The sequence below is a fragment of the Herbaspirillum sp. WTB6 genome (genome assembly GCF_057457785.1).
The window spans coordinates 555,443-571,624 of the sequence record NZ_CP176522.1 but is presented as its reverse complement, the minus strand read 5'-3'; the positions used below and the strand labels follow the sequence as shown (position 1 = coordinate 571,624).

The 16,182-nt window shown below is 61.3% G+C and carries 13 protein-coding genes; 4 read left to right on the top strand and 9 right to left on the bottom strand.

All coding sequences use genetic code 11. The features are described 5' to 3' along the window. Complete coding sequence (locus ACK2VC_RS02635; protein ID WP_486732039.1) at positions 1 to 591, bottom strand: c-type cytochrome; 591 nt, start codon at positions 589 to 591, stop codon at positions 1 to 3. 126 nt (positions 592 to 717) lie between these two features. Beyond that, positions 718 to 2,445, bottom strand: coding sequence for an outer membrane protein assembly factor BamB family protein (locus ACK2VC_RS02630; RefSeq protein ID WP_486732038.1), 1,728 nt, complete (start codon positions 2,443 to 2,445; stop codon positions 718 to 720). A gap of 163 nt (positions 2,446 to 2,608) precedes the next feature. Here ACK2VC_RS02630 and ACK2VC_RS02625 point away from each other — a divergent pair, with 163 nt between their 5' ends. The 3 genes from ACK2VC_RS02625 (at position 2,609) to ACK2VC_RS02615 (ending at position 5,887) form a co-directional block, all read left to right on the top strand. Continuing rightward, entirely contained in the window at positions 2,609 to 3,268 is a 660-nt protein-coding gene (locus tag ACK2VC_RS02625) for an ankyrin repeat domain-containing protein (RefSeq protein WP_486732037.1), read from the top strand. Next, positions 3,262 to 3,414, top strand: coding sequence for a hypothetical protein (locus ACK2VC_RS02620; RefSeq protein ID WP_486732036.1), 153 nt, complete (start codon positions 3,262 to 3,264; stop codon positions 3,412 to 3,414). The genes ACK2VC_RS02625 and ACK2VC_RS02620 overlap by 7 nt, the downstream gene beginning before the upstream one ends. Positions 3,415 to 3,661: 247 nt before the next feature. Further along, a complete protein-coding gene (locus ACK2VC_RS02615) occupies positions 3,662 to 5,887 on the top strand; it encodes a TonB-dependent receptor (protein WP_486732035.1) in 2,226 nt (741 codons plus the stop codon). 220 nt (positions 5,888 to 6,107) lie between these two features. On the opposite strand, the gene ACK2VC_RS02610 is transcribed toward ACK2VC_RS02615, so the two are convergent. Further along, entirely contained in the window at positions 6,108 to 8,213 is a 2,106-nt protein-coding gene (locus tag ACK2VC_RS02610; protein WP_486732034.1) for a cation:proton antiporter, read from the bottom strand. A 401-nt stretch (positions 8,214 to 8,614) separates the two neighbouring features. Here ACK2VC_RS02610 and ACK2VC_RS02605 point away from each other — a divergent pair, with 401 nt between their 5' ends. Continuing rightward, complete coding sequence (locus tag ACK2VC_RS02605) at positions 8,615 to 9,694, top strand: TRAP transporter substrate-binding protein (RefSeq protein ID WP_486732033.1); 1,080 nt, start codon at positions 8,615 to 8,617, stop codon at positions 9,692 to 9,694. Positions 9,695 to 10,300: 606 nt separating this feature from the next. Here ACK2VC_RS02605 and ACK2VC_RS02600 read toward each other — a convergent pair. The 6 genes from ACK2VC_RS02600 to ACK2VC_RS02575 all read right to left on the bottom strand — a co-directional run bounded on the left by ACK2VC_RS02600 (position 10,301) and on the right by ACK2VC_RS02575 (position 16,090). After that, the gene (locus tag ACK2VC_RS02600) at positions 10,301 to 11,968 is read right to left on the bottom strand and encodes a TRAP transporter large permease (RefSeq protein WP_486732032.1); all 1,668 of its coding nucleotides are present in this window, start codon (positions 11,966 to 11,968) and stop codon (positions 10,301 to 10,303) included. 16 nt (positions 11,969 to 11,984) lie between these two features. Next, positions 11,985 to 12,569 carry a TRAP transporter small permease subunit gene (locus tag ACK2VC_RS02595; RefSeq protein WP_486732031.1) on the bottom strand — a complete coding sequence of 195 codons (585 nt, stop codon included), beginning with the start codon at positions 12,567 to 12,569 and terminating at the stop codon, positions 11,985 to 11,987. A gap of 285 nt (positions 12,570 to 12,854) precedes the next feature. Further along, complete coding sequence (locus tag ACK2VC_RS02590) at positions 12,855 to 13,580, bottom strand: ABC transporter ATP-binding protein (protein WP_486732030.1); 726 nt, start codon at positions 13,578 to 13,580, stop codon at positions 12,855 to 12,857. Then, the gene (locus tag ACK2VC_RS02585; protein ID WP_486732029.1) at positions 13,577 to 14,338 is read right to left on the bottom strand and encodes an ABC transporter ATP-binding protein; all 762 of its coding nucleotides are present in this window, start codon (positions 14,336 to 14,338) and stop codon (positions 13,577 to 13,579) included. The genes ACK2VC_RS02590 and ACK2VC_RS02585 overlap by 4 nt, the downstream gene beginning before the upstream one ends. Beyond that, entirely contained in the window at positions 14,338 to 15,207 is an 870-nt protein-coding gene (locus ACK2VC_RS02580; protein ID WP_486732028.1) for a branched-chain amino acid ABC transporter permease, read from the bottom strand. Before ACK2VC_RS02580 ends, ACK2VC_RS02585 begins: the two co-directional genes overlap by 1 nt. A 1-nt stretch (position 15,208) precedes the next feature. After that, the gene (locus ACK2VC_RS02575; RefSeq protein ID WP_486732026.1) at positions 15,209 to 16,090 is read right to left on the bottom strand and encodes a branched-chain amino acid ABC transporter permease; all 882 of its coding nucleotides are present in this window, start codon (positions 16,088 to 16,090) and stop codon (positions 15,209 to 15,211) included. Positions 16,091 to 16,182: the final 92 nt, after the last annotated feature.

The following is a 16,182-nucleotide window of genomic DNA, read 5'->3' as shown; positions in this document are numbered from 1 at the left end:
TTAACGCAAGCTGGTGATGTACTGCGCCAGGTTTTCGATATCGGCATCGGTCAAGGTTTTCGTCACGCTGGTCATGTTGCCGGCGTCGTTGGTGCGGGTGCGCGACCGGAAGTCCTTCATCTGCTTGACGATGTATTCATACTGCTGGCCGGCGACGCGCGGGATCTCGTTCTGGCCCGAGAAGCCGCCCAGATGGCACATCGTGCACAAGACTTCATCCGCCTTGACCTTGCCGAGCCTGACCTTGCTCTCGTCGACCTTAAAGGCCGATGGCTTGAGCGTTTGCGCGGCAAAGAAGTTAGCGATGTCGATCATGTCCTGGCGGCTCAGTGGCGCCGCCATCGGGCTCATGACCGGATCGCTGCGGCGCCCCTCCTTGAAGTCCTTCAACTGGACGTAAAGGTAGCGCCAGGTCTGGCCGGCCAGATTGGGATAATTTCCCGATGACGAATTGCCGTCGGCGCCGTGGCATGCCGCGCAGGCCTGCGCCTTGGTGCGTCCGGCTTCGATGTCCTGGGCGCTGGCCGATGTGAGCGTCGCCCACGTGCAGATGCCGGCTAGCGCGTAGGCCAGGAAAATAGTGAATTGCAACTTGCCTCCCGCGTTTCGGACGTTTGCAAGCCCGAGCGCATGGCAAGAGCCGAGGCCGCCGCTCGTTCCCGATGAGCCGGGGCTATCCTTGCGAATGGCCCCGGCATGTTCGTGACGTCTCTTGAGTCATTTCTTCGGCAACGCATACACCACCATCGTGTTGCCGCGTTTGAAGTCGATCTGGGTATTGCCGCCGCAGCCCATGGCGATGTATTGGCGTCCCTTGACGGTGTAGGAAACCGGCATGGCGTTGGCGCCAGCGCCGCACTGGTATTCCCATAGCAGCTTGCCGTTGCGCGCGTCAAGTGCGCGGAACAGGCCGTTGCCCTCGCCGTAGAACAACAAGTCGCCGGCCGTCGCCAGGGCGCCGCCGATCAATGGCTGCTCAGTATCGAACTTCCAGGCGATCTTGCCGGTATCGACATTCACTGCCGCCACCCGTCCCCACTGCCGCTCGCCTTCAATCGCCTTGAAGGCGCCGCCGAGCCACAGCTTGCCGCCGGGGTAAGCTGCCTTCTCGACCTGGTAGGTCATCGGCTGATGCAGATTCAGCGCATAGGCCAGGCGCAGCTTCTGGTTGACAGCCATCGGCGACCATTCCACGCCACCGTTGGCGCCCGGCAGCATGCGCGCCCCGGTTGCGGTCGGCAGCACCCACATGTTCTCTTGCGGAATCATCGCTTCCGAGAAGCGGATCAGCTTGCCGTCCTTGCGGTCATGCACGTAGATATGACCGGTCTTGCCGCCGTGGATCACGCCCGGAATCATCTTGCCGGATTTGTCTTTGACGTCGACCAGGATCGGCGGGCTGACGGCATCCAGGTCCCAGACGTCGTGCGGAACGTACTGCGAGTGCCATTTGTACTGGCCGCTGTCGAGGTCGACCGCGACCAGCGAGTCGGTGTACAGGTTGTCGCCCGGGCGCTCGGCGCCATACAGGTCGGGAGAAGGATTGCCGACCACGAAGAAAATGGTGCGGGTAGCGAGATCGACCGCCGGATTCATCCAGACGCCGCCACCCAGGGTCTGGTAGAAGGAGCTGTCCTTGGCCAGTTGCGCCTTCTCGGCAGCGATGTCGCGATGGAGCGTGCGGCCGGTGGCGTCGGTCTCGGCCCAGACCCCTTCCTGGCCTTTTTCGGGGATCGTGTAGAAGGTCCACAGCAGCTTGCCGTCCTTGGCATCGAACGCCTTGACGAAGCCGCGAATGCCGTATTCACCGCCATTGGTGCCGATCAGTACCTTGCCGTCGATGACGGTCGGCGCCATGGTTTCGCTATAGCCTTTTTCCGGGTCGGCGATTTCGGTTTGCCACAGCGTCTTGCCGGTCTTGGCATCCAGCGCCACCAGCTTGGCGTCCAGCGTGCCCATGAACAACCGGCCGCCTTCAATCGCTACGCCGCGATTGTTCGGACCGCAGCAAAAGGTGGTCAGGGGGCCCATCTGGTGCTTGTAATGCCAGAATTCCTTGCCGGTCGTGGCGTCGATCGCGTAGACGTGATTGTAGGAGGTGGTCAGGTACATGACGCCGTCGACCACGATCGGCGCGGTCTCCATCGACTCGCGCACCTCGGTCTGGAAACTGAATTCCGGACGCAGGTTGCGGACGTTGCCAGTGTTGATCTGATTCCCAGGATAGAAGCGGGTCTGGGCGTAGTTACCGTTGGTATGCAGCCAATCCTTGTCTTGCTTGCCGGCATTGGTCAGTTGCGCTTGCGAAACGTCGAGCGAGCTGGGGATGGCGGACAGGCCGCCAGTCTTGCCGGCCTGCCCTTGAATTTCCTGGCTGTGTGCACCGCTGATCGCAAAGACCGCGAGCATTGCGGCCAGCCCGGCTTTTTGTTGTAGCGCAATCATTTCTATTCTCCTTTGGTGTTCAGGATGCAGACAGCGCTCACGGCAGGCCGTGCGTGCAAGTACCTAGCGAATAGTCTAATTAGTCCTTGTAATCGGTATTTGTCCAAAATCATATAGAGCACCTGGCGTATTGCTTATCCTGTCTACGGGAGGTGCAATGAGAATGATCAAAATACTCAGGCGCAGTGTGCTGGCGATGCTGGCCTGCTGCGCAATCACACCGGCTTTCGCGCAACGCGGGGCGGACCAGATCAATATCAATGGCCAGTTCGTTGTGGCCGCCAAGGCGGGCCGGATTGAACAGGTCGCCGCCTTGCTGGAGCAGGGCGCAGCCGTCAACTCGCGCGACCGGAACGGCGATTCGCCGCTCAATATGGCGGCGAGCAAGGGCAACGAGGCGCTGGTAGATGTGCTGCTGGGCGCCGGCGCGGAAGTCAATCTGGCCAATCTGGCCGGCGTCACGCCCTTGATGGCGGCGGCCTTCAGCGGCAATGCGCAAATCATGCGCAAGCTGATCGCAGCGGGAGCGAAGATCGAGCCGCTCGACCGCGTGAAGAAAAACGCCGCGATTTATGCCGCCGGCACTGGCTGCAGCGCTTGCCTGGCCGAATTGCTGCACGCCGGCACCCAGGTCAATGCGCGCATGGATAATGAGGAGACGCTGTTGATGTGGGCCGCCGGCTACGGGCACGAACCGAGCGTGAAGCTTCTGCTGCAGCGGGGCGCCGATTGCCGCCTGAAGGACAATCGCGGCAAGACCGCAGCCGATATTGCGCGCGACGGCAATTACACGGCGCTGGCCGGGCTGCTTGACAATTGCTGAAGGGTGCGCCGCCGCCCGCGCAGCGCTTCCGGACAAAAGATGGCGTGTTCGAGCTCGCGATATTCCTGGACCTGATCCTTGCCGCAAACGGCATCCTGATGGACGAGTCCGGAGCCGATGCGGTTGAGCGAACGCAAGCCGTGTGACAGTTGGCGTTTCTCCCTGTTCCCTGTCCCGATTTTTTCCCCAGAATGGTTCCTGTCCGGCATCCGGCGGGACGCGGTACGCCGAAGATCGCAAATCGTCTGGGTTGAGGCTGGTCCGACCCGCATTGCGCCAGCACCAGAAGTCCGGCGGCGCAATACATTAATCGCTAAAAAAAAATGGGGAGCCGGCGTGGTGCGGTACGTATTGTGCACAAGGCATGGTGCGCTCGTCCTGGCGATTGGCAGCGTGTTTTCATTGCTGCTGCTGCGTGCGGTCCAGGCGCAAGGGGCGCCGAATCCTGCCGAAGCCCTGGAACTGCCGACGGTCGAAGTGATCGGCACGACGCTGTTGCCGGGTCTGGGGACGGCGGCGCGCGACGTTCCCGCCAACATCCAGGTCCACACGCAGCAGAAGCTGCGCACGCAGCGGCAGGGTAGCCTGGCCGACTATCTCGAGCAGAATTTGACTGGCGTCACGATCAACGCGGCGCAGGGCAATCCGTTTCAGCCCGACGTCAGCTTTCGCGGCTTCACCGCTTCCCCCTTGCTGGGGGTGCCGCAAGGCTTGTCGGTCTTCCAGGACGGCGTGCGCATCAACGAGCCGTTTGGCGACATCGTCAATTGGGACCTGATTCCGCAAGCGGCGATCGCCAGCCTGCAATTGATCCCGGGCTCGAATCCGGCTTTCGGCCTGAATACGCTGGGCGGCGCGCTGGCGATTTACACCAAGAGCGGCAGCAACAATCCGGGCGGCTCGCTGGAGGTGTCCGGTGGCTCTTTCGGGCGGCGCGCAATCGAACTTGAGCAGGGCGGCAAGAGCGGACACTGGGATTATTTCCTGACCGGGAACCTGCTGCGCGAGCGCGGCTGGGCCGAGCACAATCCGAGCCGGCTGGCCCAGTTTTTCGGCAAGCTCGGCTACCAGACCGCGGACACCGATCTGGACCTCAGCCTGACTCTGGCCGACAACACGCTGGAGGGCACGCAGACCTTGCCGCTGTCGTTTCCGAATATCAGGCAGGCCTACACCTATCCCGACCGGAACGGCAACCGGCTGGGCATGCTGACCCTGAAGGGCAGCCATTTCATCGATGACGACTGGCTATTGGGTGGCAACCTGTACTACCGCGCCTACCGCAGCCAGTCGCTCAGCAGCAACGTCAACTCCAATTTTGGAGAAACCGACTCGGCGACCGGCCTGCCTAGTTCGGTGCAGGCGACCAACGACCGGATGGCGATCGATCAGGATAGTTTTGGCCTCGGCCTACAGTTGACATATCAGGGACAATTCGCCGGCAAAAAGAATCAGCTGATGGTCGGCGCCAGTGCCGATTTTGGCCGCGCCGGCTTCATTCAGGACGCGCAAGATGCGCAATTCAATGCGAGCCGCGGCACCGATCCGATCGGACCCTTCCTGCAACAGACCAACGCCGAAACCAGCAACCGCTATTACGGCCTGTTCGCCGCCGATACCCTGGCGCTTGACCAGCATTGGACGCTGAGCCTGTCCGGCCGCTACAACCTGGCCCGGATTCGAATTGCGGATCGCTCCGGCAGCGCGCCCGAATTGAACGGCGAACATTCGTTTTCCCGCTTCAATCCGGCGCTCGGCTTGAACTTCAACCCGACCCCGAACCTGACGGTTTACGCCGCGTATAACGAAGGAATGCGGGCACCGACGCCGATTGAGCTGACCTGCGCCGACCCCGACGCGCCGTGCAAATTGCCCAACAATTTCCTGTCCGACCCGGCGCTGAAGAAAGTGGTGGCGCAAACCATCGAAATCGGTGCCCGCGGCAAGCGCGGCGCGGCGGCTAGCTGGAGCGCCGCGCTGTACCGGACCGAACTGAACGACGACCTCCAGTTCATCAGCGGCCAGGGCGCCGGCTCGAATACCGGTTTCTTCCGGAATGTCGGCAATACCCGGCGCCAGGGGCTGGAGCTGGCCAGTTCCGGAAAATGGGGCAGGCTGGCGCTCGGCTTCCGCTACAGCTATATCGACGCCACCTATCGGAGTGGTTTCCTGATGCCCAGCCCGGTCAATTCCAGCGCCGACGCCACCGGCTCGATTGCGGTCATGCCGGGCAACCGGATCCCGGGCATCTCGCGCCACAGCCTGAAGCTGCGGATCGACTATGCGGGCGGCGAGCGCTGGTCGATCGGCGGCAACCTCCTGTATGCCGGCGCCACCTATGCGCGCGGCGACGAAAACAATCTCGACCTGCGTGGCATGGTGCCAGCTTACACGGTGGTCAATCTCGATGCTCGCTTCAAACTGGCCACGGGCTTGGAACTGTTCGGCCGGATCAACAACCTGTTCGACCGCGAATATGCCAACTTCGGGCTGCTGGGGAACAACGTGTTTGCCGGGCCGGGGAACAGCTTCGACGGCGCCCATGCGGCGGGCGAGCAGTTCCGCGGCTATGCTGCGCCGCGCGGCATCTGGCTCGGTTTGCGCTACGGTTGGCTGTAAAGGTCGCTGTGGTCACGCAAGGTCAGATCTGGCGCGCCGGGGTTTTGTTGCATCGATGTTGCACTTCGTGTTTGAAACCGCGCTCCACTATCTTGGAGTATGTTGAATAAGATAATATTTTATGGGCGGAATATAGCTATATGTTTGGGAGTATAACTGCCGGCGCAGGCCACGCGACCACGTTTCGCAAGGACATCGCGCGGCCGGGTGCCGCCTTGGCTCATGCGGAGCGCTTGTGTCTGACCGGCTGCAGCGTCGGCCGTTCGATCGCGCGCTGCCAGGCCAGATCGAGTTCCTGCCGCACCCAGTTGTAGACTTCTTTGGAAATGACTTGCTCGGCCACCATCGCTTCCATCGCCTGGCGCCCCTGGCGCAAGGCGAACAGCAGCAGGATGCGCCGTTCCAGTGTAGCCGTGAAAGCGCCGAATTCGTTTCGCATCGAGCGAATCGCATCCTCGATCAACTGCACCCGGGTTGCGAGTATCGTGTCCAGCACCTCCGCCATGCGTTCGCCCAGCAGCGGCTCGAGGCGCGCCCGGTTGTACTCGCGCAAGCGTTCCAGCACCGCGCGGCGGCAGATCATCAATTCATAGCGATCCGCCAGCGCCGCCGCCAGCGGCCGGTTCCAGCGCAAATAATGGTGCAACAGCAGCCCCAGCTTATAGGCTGGATGCGGCTCCAGGATACGGCGAGATGCGCGGTGGTAGCCCAGCCGCCCCTCAGTACGGGCGGCGTCGATCATGTGCGCGGTGTTGTGCATCATCGCGTCCAGGTTGCGTACGCTGACGATGCCGTTGCCATAGTCGGGAATCAATTCCTGTTCGCGCGTGGCCAAGGTTACCAGGCCGATCGCCAGCCGCTCGCGCTCGCCCAATGGCGGCGCCGGGTCGAGCAGGGCGGGGCTGTGCGCGAGGTCGGAGCGATAGTTGCGGTTGACCTGGTCAGCGGCGGCGGCCGACATGTGGAAGGTGGCGGCGATGCGCTTGACGGTGGCTTCCACTTCCTCGGTCGAAAGCAGGATCGCCTGCTGCTGCAGCACCTGTTCCTGCGGCGACAGCCGGTCCAGGCCGAGCCGGCGAATCAGCCAGCGCAAGGATGAACCGTTGATCAACAGGCTGAACAGGACAAAACCGGTCGCCATGATCGAAATGAAGTGGCGTGTAGCCAGCGGCAGCCGGGAGTTTTCCGCCAAACCCATCGCCAGCACCAGCGTCACTGCGCCGCGCAGGCCACCCCAGGCGATCGCCAGCTTGTAGGCGGGCGAGATCGGCTCGCTCAGCTTGAGGCGAACCAGGGCCGGCAGCATCAGGAACAAGACCGCCAGCCGCGCCGCGAACGCCGCCGCCACCGCCACCAGCAGGTAGCCGAAATCGGCCCAGGTCACGCCGCGCAGCAGATGCGGCACGCGCACCGCCGCCAGCAGGAAGATGATGGCCCCGGCCACCGCGGCGATCTGCGCCCACACGAGTTGCAGGTGCTCCACGTTGGGTCGCGTCAACCGCGTGCGCGCCAGGCCGTTGATGACCAGCGCCGCGCACACGACCGCCACCACGCCGGAGACATCCAGCACCTCGTTGCCGAACAGGAATAGCGGATAGGGTACCGCCAGCGTCAGCGCCGTTTCGGCGGTGGCGATGTTGCTCATCGCCGGCAGCAGGAAGGCGACCGCGCGGCCGACCACCAGGCCCAGCAGCACGCCGCCGCCGAAGGAGATGCCGAGTTCGCGAAAGCCTGCGCTCCAACTGGCTTCGGCGCCATGACCGGTGAGCATGCCGGTCAGCACGCCAACCAGCGCGATCGCGGCGGCGTCATTCAACAGGCTTTCGCCCTCCACCAGCCGGATCAGGCGGCCGGGCGCGCCGACTTCGCGGAAGATGCCGATCACCGCTGCCGGATCGGTGGTGGCGACGATGGCGCCGACCAGCAGGCACACCACCCAGCCTTGCGGCGCCGCCATGCCGAGCGCGAAGCCGATGACGCCGGTGGCGACGAATACCGCCACCACTGCCAGCAGCAGGATCGGTGCTGCATCCTGCAGCATGCTGCGCACATCGACCGTCAGTGCCACCTGGAACAGCAGTGGCGGCAGGAACAGCCACAAATACGCTTCGGCCGGCAAGACCGGATCCACCAACGGAGTAAAGAAAAAATGGGCGAAGTCGGGCGCGATCGAATCAACCGTCACATAACTGGCGCCGAGCGCGATTCCGGCCAGTGACAGCAATGTCGATTCCGGCGCGCCGATGCGTGCGGCGACGACCTGGATCACGCTCACGACTGCCAGCAGGCAACCCAGCAGTACCAGCAGTTCGGTCAGTGCAGGCATGGCTTCCAGCCCGCCGCGCTTCGCTGCAGGCGATGAATCGGCCTGACGCGCCCGGTCCGAAACTTTTCATGTCGGGGGGCAATTGGCATCATGTTCAGAAGTGTGCGGACGGGAACGCAAGCCTGTCATGATATACAAAAACCTCCAAGCCGCGCTTCGCCTCCACCCGAATCCAGGCTGTGTCGACGCGCTGATGGCAGACAGGCGCCGATGGGGTATATTTTCCATCGTGCATCGCTTTTTTGAGTGGTGCATCGCAACATAGGATATGGTTGCTATATGTAAAAAGCATCTTTACAATTTGCCAAAGCGTGAAATGAATTGCTGCGATGTGAAATAATAATTATTCGAATCCGATGTCGCCGCGTGGGGTTTTTTTGCAGTTCAACCAGGGAGGAAACATGGAACGTCGTTCGTTTTTGAAGAAGGCCGCAATCGGTGCGTCGGCCGGTGCCATCGCCGCGCCGGCGCTGGCGCAATCGCTGCCGACGCTGAACTGGCGCCTGGCGTCGAGCTTCCCGAAGACGCTGGACACGGTGTATGGCGCCTCGGAAGCATTCTGCAAGCGGGTCGGCCAACTGACCGGCGGCAAGCTGAACATCCGCCCCTTCGCCGGCGGCGAAATCGTGCCGGCGCTGCAGGTGATGGACGCGGTGCAGGCCGGCACCATCGAAATGGGCCACACCGCGCCTTACTATTACTTCGGCAAGGATCCGACTTTCGCCTTCGACTGCGCGGTCCCGTTCGGCTTGAACTCGCGCCAGCAAACAGCCTGGATGGACCAGGGCGGCGGCCTGGCGCTGATGCGCGAGTTCTACAAGGACTACGGCATCATCCAGTTCCAGGGAGGTAACAGCGGCACCCAGATGGGTGGCTGGTTCCGCAAGGAAATCAAGACCGTGGCCGATCTGCAGGGCCTGAAGATGCGTATCGGGGGCTACGGCGGCCGCGTGGTGGCGCGTCTGGGCGTGGTGCCGCAGCAGATCGCCGCCGGCGACATCTATCCGGCGCTGGAAAAGGGCACGATCGATGCCGCCGAATGGATCGGTCCGCACGACGACGAGAAACTCGGCCTCTACAAGGTCGCGCCGCACTACTATGCGCCGGGCTGGTGGGAGCCGAGCACCCAGTTCTCCTTCTACGTCGGCATCAAGCAGTGGGAAAAACTGCCGAAGGAATACCAGTATGCAATCGAGACTGCGGCCTATGAGGCGCATGTGACGATGCAGGCCTCCTATGATGCGCAAAACCCGGTGGCGCTGGCGCGGCTGTTGCGCAACGGCGTGAAGCTGCACTCGTTCTCGAAGGAGATCATGGAAGCCTGCTACAAGGCGGCCAACGAGGTCAACGAAGAGGAAGCGGCGAAGAATGCCAAGTTCAAGAAGGTGTATGAGCCGTGGAAGCGCTTCCGTCAGGACATCAACCAGTGGTTCTCGGTGGCCGAGGCGCCGCTGCAGAACTTCATGATCAGCCACCGCTAATAATCGTTTTCCCCATCGTAGAAGCCCCGCGGCGCGCGAGCGTCGCGGGGCTTTTTCATGGCGGCGCCAACAGGCTGAACTGACCCGGAGGTGAAAGCCCCGGTTCGCACGACAAGGGGAACAACTGACCGAACGTCAGGGGCGCGGGCAAATGCGAATATCTGAAGGAAGCTGAACGCAAAGCGCTGGCCTGACGAACCGGAAACCGATGCGGGTCCGCACAGCGGAGTGAGGTGACCATTATCAGCAATACCCGACGCTTGTAGAGGACGCAATGTGCGCTATGGTAATGGAACTGACCCAATTGATTGGTGGCAATGAAAATCTTTCTTGGGAGCGCCAGCCGGCGCGTGGTTCAGGCCGGAAAAGCTGCCATGCCAGACTGAAGATGTCGTTATACTCCTGATTAAAGGACTGAATTCTGTATATAAAATCTGACTGATTTACATATACCCGTCAATTGGCGGGCTGGATGTTACCCGGCTTTGCGTCGCCATGGCTAACAGGAAGAGATCGGGGCTTGCACTCGGCACCGGCTGCTGAAGACAAAAAAAATCCGCAAGCATGGCTTGCGGATTAAGAGCGATGAGTTGCGCGAACAAAGGCTTATTTGCTCTCCGGCTCACTCGAAAAGTTTAACTGTAGTTCCCCGCTATCGCCGGAGAAGCTGGGCGCCAAATCGGGCGTGCCATAGCCGGGGCGCGGCATGTCCAGCTTTAGTTCGATTTTTTCCTTCATGTCGGTTTTCTTGGCGACCGAAATGATTTGCGGGAATGCCAGGATCAGCGCCACCATGATCACCTGGATCGTGACGAACGGAATCGCGCCCCAGTAAATATCGGCGGTGGTGACCTCCTTCGGCGCCACCGAGCGCAGATAGAACAACGCGAAGCCAAAGGGCGGATGCATGAACGAGGTCTGCATGTTGATGCTGATCAGGACCCCGAACCAGATCAGATCGATCCCCATCTTGTCGGCCACCGGTCCCACCAACGGCACCAGGATGAAGGCCAGCTCGAAGAAATCGAGGAAGAAGGCCAGGCCGAAGAACAGGATGTTGACCACGATCAGGAAACCAGCAGTGCCGCCCGGCAGCGAAGTCAGCAGATGCTCCACCCACAAGTCGCCGTTGACGCCGCGGAACACCAGCGAAAACACCGACGAGCCGATCAGGATGAACATCACGAAGGAGGACAGGCGGGCGGTCGAATTCATCGCCTGTTTCAGCAAGTCCCAGGACAGGCGGCGGTTCATCAGCGCCAGCACCAGCGCGCCGACCGCGCCCATGCCGCCACCTTCGGTCGGGGTGGCGACGCCGATGAAGATCGTGCCCAGCACCAGGAAGATCAGGGCCAGCGGCGGGATCAGCACGAACACCACCTTCTCCGCCATGCGCGACAGCAGGCCCAGTTTCAGCTTACGGTTGAGGACCGCCAGCAGGAAGGCGCCGATGATGCCCAGGCTGGCCGAGAAGATCGCGACTTCATCTGCAGCCAGGGTCGGGTGGTTGACGCGGTACAGCTCGGCAATCGCGAACGCAACCCCGATCGTGCCGGCGAACAGCAGCAGCAGCGAGCGCACGCCGGAAGCGCCGTTCGGCTCGTGCAGGTTGCGCGCGGCGGCCGGCAGCGCCGGCACCCAGTGCGGCTTCGCCAGCGAGCACAGGAAAATGTAACCGGCATACATCGCCGTCAGCAGCAGACCCGGGATGAAGGCGGCCTGGTACATGTCGCCCACCGAGCGTCCCAACTGGTCGGCCATGACAATCAACACCAGCGATGGCGGGATGATTTGCGCCAGCGTGCCGGAGGCGGCGATGACGCCGGTCGCGACCCGCTTGTCGTAACCGTAGCGCAGCATCACCGGCAGCGAGATCAGGCCCATCGAGATCACCGAAGCGGCCACGACGCCAGTGGTGGCGGCCAGCAAGGCGCCGACGAAAATCACCGCGTAGGCGACGCCGCCGCGCAAGGGGCCGAACAATTGGCCGATGGTGTCCAGTAGGTCCTCGGCCATGCCGGAGCGTTCCAGGATCAGGCCCATGAAGGTAAAGAACGGAATCGCCAGCAGCGTGTCGTTGGCCATGATGCCGAACAGGCGGTTGGGCAGGGCTTGTAGCAGTTCCGGCTTCAACAGGCCCAGCTCGATGCCAACCAGGCCAAAGAACAGGCCATTGGCGGCCAGGGAAAACGCGACCGGGAAACCGGAAAGCAGGAACACGACCAGGGCGCCGAACATGATCGGCGCCATATTGGTAATCAGAAATTCAGTCATGGATATCCTCGTCCCCTTAATCGATCTGGTTTGCGGCCTTGATCGCCGCGATTTCTTCTTCCGGCGTGACCGCGTGCTTGTCGAAGGCGTTGGCCTCGACTTTGCCCAGCAGGTAGCCGATGCGCTTGATCAGTTCCGAAAAGCCCTGCAAGGCGAGCAGGAAGAAGCCGACCGGAATCAGCAGCTTGGCCGGCCAGACGATCAGGCCGCCGGAGTTGCTGGAGTATTCCTGATTCTGGATCGACAGCATGGCGTAGGGGATCGAGTAGTATAGGATCAGCAGCGTGACCGGCAGCAGGAAAAGCAGGAAGCCGAAGATGTCGATCCAGACCTGGGTGCGCTTCGAGAAGCGGCCGGCGATGACGTCGATGCGCACGTGTTCGTTGCGGCGCAGCGTGTAGGAGGCGCCCAGGAAGAACACCGCGCCATACAGATACCACTGGACTTCCAGCCACGAGTTGGAACTCATGTTGAACGCATAGCGCACGCTGGCGTTGCCGGCGCAGATCAATACCGCCAGCAGCAGTGCCCAGCTGACGCCGTGCCCAACCTGCTCATTGATCCAGTCGATCAGGCGCGAAATTGCAAGAAAAAAAGACATGGTGGTCGTCTCCTCCATCGGTTGAAAACCTGGCTCGCAGCGCCTATCGTTCTAATTCGTTTTTATAGTTGTGATAGTTGCCCGGCGCGCGGCAACGGAAGTATACGATATTTCATAGAACGAAATCTACTTTCATTTAGTGAATTATTTTGTAGATTGCCTGATTTTATTTATTGCAACACGCAGGCACGCTTGACGCACCCGATCAGCGCCCTCGGTTTCCCTTCGGACGTGTTGCGCATCCTGCCAAAGCAAAAAAAAAGCGCGGAAACCCGCGCCAGTACATCATCCGCCTAAGTAGGCATCAATTACTTTTGGATTATGCAGCAGGTTGGAACCGCTGTCGGCCAGGACGATCTTGCCTGTTTCCAACACATAACCGCGTTGCGCGATGCGCAATGCCTGTCTCACATTTTGCTCGACCAGGAAGATGGTCAGCCCGGTCTGATTGATTTCTTTCAATACCCGGAAAATTTCCTGCACCAGCAGCGGCGCCAGCCCCATCGACGGTTCATCCAGCAGCAGCACGCGCGGCTTGGCCATCAGGGCGCGGGCGATGGCGAGCATCTGCTGTTCGCCGCCCGAGAGATTGCCGGCCAGGCCATTGGCGCGGTTTTTCAATACCGGGAACAGCGCGTAGGCCCACTCCATGTCGCGCGCCACCTGCGCCTTGTCGCGCCGGGTGTAGGCGCCCAGTTCAAGGTTTTCGCGCACCGTCAGCGTGGTCAGGATCGCGCGTCCTTCGGCTACCTGCACCACACCGCTTTGGACGATGCGGTGCGGCGACAGTTTGGTCAGGTCTACACCATCCAGCATGACCTGGCCGCGCGCCGGCTTCAGCAAGCCCGAAATCGCCAGAAGCGCCGTACTTTTGCCAGCGCCGTTGGCGCCGACCAATGCGGTAATCTCGCCTTCGTTCAGCGTCAGGTCAATTCCCTTGACCGCTTCGATATGGCCGTAGGAAACCGCGAGATCGGTGATGCGCAGAATTTCCTTCACTCTTTCGCTCATGCGTCTTCTTCCTTGCCCAGGTACGCTTCGATGACTTCCGGATTGTTCTTGATTTCGTCCGGCGGTCCTTCGGCGATGATGCGGCCGAAGTTCAGCACCGCGACGCGGTCGCACAAGCCCATTACGAAGCGCATGTCGTGTTCGATCAGGAAAACGCTGAAGCCGCGTTGCTTGATGTTCAGGATTTCAACCATCAATTCCGATTTTTCGGCCGGATTCATGCCGGCTACCGGCTCGTCCAGCAGCAGCAGTTTCGGCTTGGTCGCCAGCGCGCGCGCAAATTCCAGCCGGCGCTGCTCGCCGTATGACAGGCTATCGGCCAGCATCGCCGCCTTGTGATCGAGCTTGACCCAGGACAGCAGTTCCAGCGCCCGTTCGCGCGCCGCCGCTTCGATCTTGCGGAACGAGGGGAGGTTGAGCAGCAAACTGGAAAAACCGTAATCGAGGTGGTCGTGCATGCCGACCACGACGTTTTCCAGCAGCGTCATTTCCTTGAAAATGCGGATGTTCTGGAAGGTGCGGGCGATACCCAGTTCGGTAATCCGGTGCGGCGGAATCTGGCCCAGATCCTGGCCGTCGAATTCGATGCTGCCGGCCGTAGCGCGCAGCAAGCCGGTCGCCAGGTTGAAGACGGTGGTCTTGCCGGCACCGTTAGGGCCAATCAGGCCGAAGATGCCGCCTTGGGGCACGCTGAGATTAACGTTCGACAGTACTTGCAGGCCGCCGAAATTCTTGCTGATTTGATTGAAGTTCAGCATTACCGATCCTTCCGTACCTGGCGCCGCTGCCAGAAGGCATGAATCCGGCGCGGGTCCCAGATGCCGTTGGGCAGATACAGCACGACGACGATCAGAATCAAGCCATTGATGGCAAGGCGGAATTCCTTGAGATAGCGCAACACCTCCGGCAGCAGTGTCAGGATCGTGCCACCGATGGTTGGGCCGATCAGGTTGCCGACCCCGCCGAATACCGCCATGGTCAGGATATCCACGGCATTTTCAAAGGCATAATTGTTGGGGCCGATGGTAAACGTATAGTGCGCGTTGAGGCCGCCGGCAACTCCGGCGATGGCAGCACCCAGCACGAACGCGAACAGTTTATAGGCCGGGACGTTGACGCCCATCAGGCGCGCCGCCACTTCATCGGCCTTGATCGCCTCGAAGGCGCGGCCAATCTTCGAGCGCCGGATGCGTGCGAGGATGAATAGGGTCGCCGCCAGCAGCAGCAGGATGTGCCAGAACTCGGTCTTCAGCGGAATGCCGTTCAGCCCCATCGGGCCGCCGGTGATTTCCATGTTCAGCACGATCACGCGCACCACCTCGCCGAAGCCGAGCGTGGCCATTGCCAGATAGACGCCCGACAGCCGCAGCGTCGGAATGCCGATGATCAACGCCACCAGTGCCGGCAGCACCGCGCCGGCGGCGAGCGCAACCGGGAACGGCAAGCCGCTCTGCATGCTGATCATCGCCGCCGTGTAGGCGCCGATTCCCATGAAGGCCGCATTGGCCAGCGACAGCAAGCCGCACGATAGCGTGACGTAAATCGATAGCGCCAGCATCGCATTGACGCCGATCCCATACACCACGGCGCTGTAGGTCGCCCAGAATCCTTCCCACCATTCAAGCATGTCAGGCCTTTCTTTCCAGTACTTTGCCAAACATGCCCGAAGGCCTGACCAACAAAATCAGGAACAGTAATCCGAATGCGACTGCATCGCGGAAGTCGCTGGAAATGTAGGCTACCGTCAGCACTTCGGCGAAACCAAGGAACAGGCCGCCGATCATGGCGCCGCGGATATCGCCCATGCCGCCCAGGATGATCACGGCGATGCCCTTATGCAGCATCGGCTGTCCCATGAACGGCGAAATCGCGTTGAATGACAGACCGACCAGCACGCCAGCGGCGCCGCCCAGCGCCGCGGCGGCAAACGAGGTCAGGTAAAACAGGCCTTCAACGTTGATGCCGAGCAGATAGGCTGCTTTCGGCGATTCGGCGATGGCGCGCAACGCGCGGCCCAGCTGCGTGCGGCGCATGACGATCAGCAGGATCACCATTAGCGCCAAGGAAATGCCGACGATGCCTATCTGCAACTCGGTCAGGTGCAGATGGCCCCAGTTGAAGCTTTGTTCCGGAATCGTGCCGACCGGGAAGCGCTTGTTTTCGGCGCCGAACAAGCCCTGTGCCAGATTGGTCAGCATGATGGCGACACCGATGGTGGCGATCATCGGAATCAGGTGCGAGACGTTGCGCGCTCGCAGCGGCCTCAGAATCAGATAGTCGACTGCCAGACCGATGGCGCCGGCCACCAGCATCGCGGTCAGCAATGCCAGCCAAAGCGGTAGCGCCAGCTTTTCCACCAGCAGCAGCGCGGAATAGCTGCCCAGCATGAAGATCGCGCCATGCGAGAGGTTGATCACGCCCAGCACGCCGAATATCAGCGTGAAGCCCAGCGCAAAGAGTGCGTAGACGCTGCCCAATGACAGCGCATTGATTAGTTGTTGTTCGAGCATGGTGCCTGCAGATTAAAACGGAGGCATTTTTGGCGGTAGCCAAAAATGCCTCGTTGATCCCTGCTGAAAGGAGGTGCCTTCAGCGCGTCATC